This is a genomic window from Bacteroides sp. 2201st1_D9_2201SCRN_220225 (genome assembly GCF_040928965.1).
Classification (GTDB): domain Bacteria; phylum Bacteroidota; class Bacteroidia; order Bacteroidales; family Bacteroidaceae; genus Bacteroides; species Bacteroides stercoris.
This window is the reverse complement of record NZ_JBCODG010000121.1, coordinates 1-5895: the sequence shown is the minus strand read 5'-3', so window position 1 is coordinate 5895 and position 5895 is coordinate 1. Positions and strand designations below refer to the sequence as shown.

At 48.5% G+C, this 5895-nt stretch carries 4 protein-coding genes; all 4 read left to right on the top strand.

The genetic code is table 11. The features are described 5' to 3' along the window. On the top strand, nucleotides 1-1306 hold a 1306-nt coding region (locus AB5903_RS21520; protein ID WP_368118265.1), incomplete at its 5' end, for a VapE domain-containing protein. Between the two features lie 336 nt (nucleotides 1307-1642). After that, a complete protein-coding gene (locus AB5903_RS21515) occupies nucleotides 1643-2287 on the top strand; it encodes a DUF6250 domain-containing protein (protein ID WP_229105901.1) in 645 nt (214 codons plus the stop codon). Between the two features lie 162 nt (nucleotides 2288-2449). After that, nucleotides 2450-3718: a DUF4995 domain-containing protein gene (locus AB5903_RS21510; protein WP_368118264.1), complete on the top strand. Its 1269-nt coding sequence runs from the start codon at nucleotides 2450-2452 to the stop codon at nucleotides 3716-3718. Nucleotides 3719-3814: 96 nt separating this feature from the next. Then, nucleotides 3815-5779, top strand: a complete 1965-nt coding sequence (locus AB5903_RS21505) for a heparinase II/III family protein (RefSeq protein WP_368118263.1) — start codon at nucleotides 3815-3817, stop codon at nucleotides 5777-5779. Nucleotides 5780-5895: the final 116 nt, after the last annotated feature.

Sequence of the window (5895 nt, the reverse complement as noted above, 5' to 3'; positions counted from 1 at the left end):
CCCCATAGGCGAGCAATGCTTCAAAAGCGGCATCCCCGAAGAGGAAGCCGTCCGGCAGGTGATGATGCACTACCGACGGCAGGCAGACGAACAGACAGTGCGTACCGCACTGCACAATCTCTACCGCGAGTGCCGGGGATTCGGCAGAAAATCCGTGCTGACTCCCGAACAGGACACGATACTGAAACTGAACGAGTTCATGGAACGCCGTTACGAATTCCGGTACAACCAGCTGATGGGTGATTTGGAATATCGCCAACGCGACTCCATCCACTTCTATTTTCATGTAATGGACCAGCGAGCGCGCAATAGCGTGGCTATGGATGCCCTGCAAGAGGGATTGCGTGTGTGGGACAGAGACGTGAACCGCTACCTGACCTCTAACCGCGTGCCGCTGTACAATCCGGTGGAAGAATACCTGTGCGGCGTAGGCCGTTGGGACGGCAAAGACCGCATCCGTGCGCTTGCCGGACTTGTACCCTGCAACAATCCGTATTGGCGTGAGCTGTTCTACCGTTGGTTTCTGAACATGGTGGCGCATTGGCGCGGACTGGGCAACAGGATGCACGCCAACAGCACATCACCGCTACTGATAGGTGCACAGGGTTACCGCAAGTCCACCTTCTGCCGTATAATCCTTCCTCCCGAACTCCGCTTCGGCTATACCGACAGTCTGGATTTCGGCAGCAAACGCGATGCGGAAATGTACCTGGGGCGCTTTCTGCTGGTGAATATCGACGAGTTCGACCAGGTGAGCATCCATCAGCAAGGCTTTCTGAAACACCTTCTGCAAAAACCCGTTGCCAACCTGCGCAAGCCCTACGGAAGCAGTATCCAGGAGATAAGGCGGTATGCTTCGTTCATCGGGACGAGCAACCACAAAGACCTGCTGACAGACAGCAGCGGCAGCCGCCGTTTTGTATGCGTGGAAGTGACTGCCCCCATTGATACGAACGTGACGATAAACTACCGCCAATTGTATGCACAAGCCATGCAAGCGATACGCAGCGGCGAAAGATACTGGTTTAATGACAAGGATGAAGCCGTTCTGAAAGAAAATAACCGGGAATTCGAGCAAATCAGTCCGATTGAGCAGTTGTTCCATTGTCATTTCCGTTTACCACAAGAAGGGGAAGAGGGAGAGTGGATGTCGCCGATACAGATTTTGGAAATTCTGCATGCAAAAAACAGTGACATAAAGCTGACAGACGGGCACGCAAAGCATTTCGGACGTATCTTGAAGAAGAATAACCTGGAAAGCAGGCATACTCAAAAAGGAGTTGTATATCGAATTGTAAAATCCTGATATTTTACTTTTTGTGGTGATGACCGGAATTTGGTCATCACCACAAAACTGTTATCGGCATGCAATAAAGCACTATTATTCAATACATTATCACGCAAGTGATGAGTGATAACCAAATATCCGTTTTTACCATTGCAGATAAAAACCACCTATCCAATGCAATGCACAATAAAATATAACACATAAAATCCTTCCAGCACAACCGGGCTCTACTTTATAAATATTTGGTTACCTTTGCCACAACAGCAAAAACTACTATCAGAATATCAACTGTAAACAAAAGTAATATTTATGACAAAAAGCTCCTTTCACAAATTGCTATTGGGAAGTGTACTGATGTTACTTCCTTTCACGGTTCAGGCACAGGTCGTTTTAAAGAACTGGACAATCGAAGACCACTCCGGAAAAGTAAAAATCCTTGTATCAAGCGATACGCTGGAAATTACCGCACCCGACGGTCTTACACTTTGGTACAACCAACGCCTTACCGGTGATTATGAAATCGGCTATCGCGTGAAGATGCTGATGCAAGGCGGAAAATACGACCGTCTTAGCGACCTGAACTGCTTTTGGGGCGCCAATGACCCGGAATACCCCGACAATCTCTTCGCACGCAGCGAATGGCGAAACGGAATTTTCCAACATTATAAAACGCTAAGCCTGTTTTATGTGGGATACGGCGGAAACCACAACTCCACTACCCGCTTCCGCCAGTACTTTGCCAAAGCGGCGGATACCAGTGATGCCATAGCCCGCCCCGTAATCAAAGAGTATACGGACAAGGCGCACTTGCTGATTCCAAATAAATGGTACGACATCAAAATCCGTGTGGAAAAAGGAATCACAACTTACAGTGTCAACGGCGAGGAGTTGTTCCGACTGCCGGTTAAAAAGAATGAGGGAGACGGATATTTCGGACTCCGCCTATTGGAAAACCACACACTATTTACAGACTTTCAGGTAAAAAGCCTGAAGAGGTAAATGTAATGCTTCCACCCAAGAAAATACAGAATTAAAACAGTATTCGACAAAAGTAACATACCTTTAAACTACACCCAAACACCTTTCAACAATCCTGCACAGGATATTTCACGAATATCCATATTTTTGCCGGTGAACAAAAATCACTAAATACTTACTGACATGAAAAGAAACTCTCTGTTGCTTGCAACCGCTCTGCTCATAGGCATGACAGGCTGCAAAAACACTCCGGTCCAGAAAGAAGCCTGGATAAGCAACGCACTCGATGCCGCTTCCTATCAGTTGAAATCAACCGCCGAGGAACTCTCCGGAACAAGCAAGTTCCCACGTTCCATACATTCCGGCTATGATGTAAACTTTCTTGATACTCAGTTGCAGCGCGAGAACAAAGCATACATCGACTCTTTACACCCCAATCCCGAAGCCCTGCAATTAGGACAAAAACGTCTTTGCGGCATTGCCGACTGGACCAGCGGATTCTTCCCCGGAAGCCTTTGGTATGCCTATGAACTGACCGGCGATGAAGAGTTGAAAAAACGCGCCATCGAATATACCAACATCCTGAACCCGATACGTGAGCTGAAAGGTACCCATGACGTGGGCTTCATGATGAATTGCAGCTATGGCAATGCTCTCCGCCTCGCCCCTAACGACACCATTAAAGCCGTACTCGTAGAAACAGCGGATAATCTGTGCGCCCGTTTCAACCCGGAAATCGGTTGTATACGCTCATGGGACTTCGGTGCGTGGAACTTCCCCGTAATCATTGACAATATGATGAACCTGGACCTGCTGTTCAACGTATATAAGCTGACAGGAGATGAGAAGTATAAGAATGTGGCTGTAAAGCATGCACAAACCACTATGAAAAACCACTTCCGTCCGGACTACACCTCCTATCACGTGGTCAGCTATAACAATGACGGAAGCGTGGAAATCAAACAGACACACCAGGGTAAAAATGCAGAATCGGCCTGGTCGCGCGGCCAAGCGTGGGGAGTATACGGCTACACTTCCTGCTATCGCGAAACCCGGGACACGGCTTTCCTGCAGGAAGCCGTTCACATTGCAGACATGATTATGGAACGTGTAAAGACGGACGACCTGATTCCTTACTGGGATTATGATGCCCCGGCAGGTGAAAAGACTCCGCGTGATGCGTCTGCCGCAGCTGTCACAGCATCTGCCTTCCTGGATCTCAGTACATTTGTACCCGACGGCAAAAAATATTCCGACTATGCCGAAACAATCCTGAAAAACTTGTCCGGCGCGAAATATCTGGCAACCAAAGGCAGCAATCAAGGTTACGTGCTGATGCATTCCACCGGCTCACTGCCGCATGGCTCTGAAATAGACGTACCGCTGAACTACGCGGATTACTACTATATGGAAGCATTAAAAAGATACATCGATTTGAAAAATAAAGGGTAAAGGTTAGGTAAACGGTTGTTTTTTTAATTAACTTTGACGAACGGGGATAATCATTTATCCTCGTTCTTTATTTAAATCATCTAATACATTCCGCAAATGTCAAAAATAAAAAGCCTGTTACTGGCAAGTTCAGTATGTATCGCAACTGTCTGTATCAATTTTCCCGCCCATGCAACCGAAAGGCATCTTCTTGAACAGACCGTTTCCTATGAGGAATTGGGCAATGTACTCCGCTACCGGCAAAGCTGGGTGGACTATCCCGCCTATACCGACCGGAAATCCTGGAAAGAGAAAACAGCCCCCGAAATGAGGGAGCTTATCATCAGGAACGGCGAACACGCCCTGAAACACGAATGGAAACCGGACCTTGCCTCCGACTACCTTGCCTTTAAGCGCACCGGCGAAATCCGCACCGGACGCGCCAACCACAAAGCCCTGCAAGCCTTGACCCTCGCAGAACTGGTAGAGGGACAAGGCAGATTTATGGATGCCATCATAGACGGTGTATGGTTTCTGTGCGAGACGTCCTGGATACACTCGGCACACCTCGGCTTTCAGAAAGACCGCTCCGGACTGCCCGACAGGCATGAACCGACCATCGAACTGGTAGTGGCCGACATCGGCGCGCAAATGGCATGGACTTACTATTTCCTGAAAGACGAATTCGACAAGGTGAGCCCGCTGATTAACGAACGGATTATCGAGGAAGTCAACAGAAACCTGATAAACCCCTACTTCGCACGGGATGATTACTGGTGGATGGGATTCGGCGGCCAGCAGGTAAATAACTGGAATCCGTGGATTAACTACAACGTGCTGCAAGCCCTGATGCTGATAGAGAAAGACCCGGAACGTGTGCGGCAAGGAGTCTGGAAGCTGATGAAATCCACTGATTTCTTTTTCAGCATGTATCACGAGGACGGAGCCTGCGACGAGGGTCCCACCTATTGGAGCGGGGCTTCCGGCTATGCCCTGAAGTTTCTGGATTTGCTGGCTAAAGTAACCGGAAACAAGGTGAACATATTCAACGCTCCCCTCCTGCGCAATATGGCGCAATACATTTACCGGGTACACATCGGCGACAACTATTTTGTAAACTTCGCCGACTCCGCACCCAAAGTAAGTCCAAGCCCGGGTATCCTCTACCGGTACGGCGAACTGACCGGAGACCCCGCCATGATGAAATTCGCCTCATTCATGGCACAGCAAAACCAAAGTTTCAAGGACGGGGTAAACGGATATTTCGCTTCTGCCCTGGACGAGCTTTTTATGTACAAAGACATCATCGACCATCCGCAAGGCGAACCGCTTACCGGCACTTATTGGTTTAAAGACACCCAAATCTGCGTGGCACGCGACACCGAAGGCAAAAGCGACGGTTTCTTCTTCGCAGCAAAAGGCGGAAACAATCAGGAAAGCCATAACCATAACGATGTGGGGTCGTGTATCCTTTACTACAATGCCCTGCCGGTGCTTATCGATGCAGGCGTAGGTACTTATACCCGACAGACCTTCGGACCGGAGCGGTACACGATATGGACCATGCAGTCCGATTATCACAACCTGCCCCTCATCAACGGAACCCCGCAGAAGAACGGCCGGGAGTTTGCCGCACACAGCCAGCAATACAAAGCCACCGCCAAAACCGTATCCTACCAGGTGGACATTGCCCGTGCCTATCCGCAGGAAGCAAATGTAAAAAGCTGGATTCGCAACTATACGCTGCACAGGAAAAAGGATTTCACAATCACCGACAAATGGAAACTTTCGGCATGCAACGAACCGAGTGTATTAAACCTGATGACCTGCTGCGAAGTCGAAATCGACCGCAACAAAAACATTACTCTGACAGGAGAGGCAGGTAGGTTCAAAGTGGAATACGATAAAAAACTCTTATCGCCCGCAACGGATACCGTCGAACTGACCGATCCGAAATTAATCCACTCCTGGAACCGGAAAAAGCTGACGCGCATCCGTTTCACAATTGTGTCGCAACAAATTTCCGGTGAAAGCAAACTGGTGATAAGAAAGGTTCAGTATCATAAGACCTTGAATGATTGATAATCATTGATTTCATAATCTCTCCCCTAAGCTCATCCTGACGTACGGGCATAAAAAAAGGAGTACCGCTGTACTCCAACCTTTGTTAACCTTAAATCTAATACTATGAAAAACAC

Coding starts and splice junctions, on each gene's coding strand:
- AB5903_RS21515 (WP_229105901.1), top strand. CDS start 1,643: ATGTTACTTCCTTTCACGGTTCAGGCACAGGTCGTTTTAAAGAACTGG.
- AB5903_RS21510 (WP_368118264.1), top strand. CDS start 2,450: ATGAAAAGAAACTCTCTGTTGCTTGCAACCGCTCTGCTCATAGGCATG.
- AB5903_RS21505 (WP_368118263.1), top strand. CDS start 3,815: ATGTCAAAAATAAAAAGCCTGTTACTGGCAAGTTCAGTATGTATCGCA.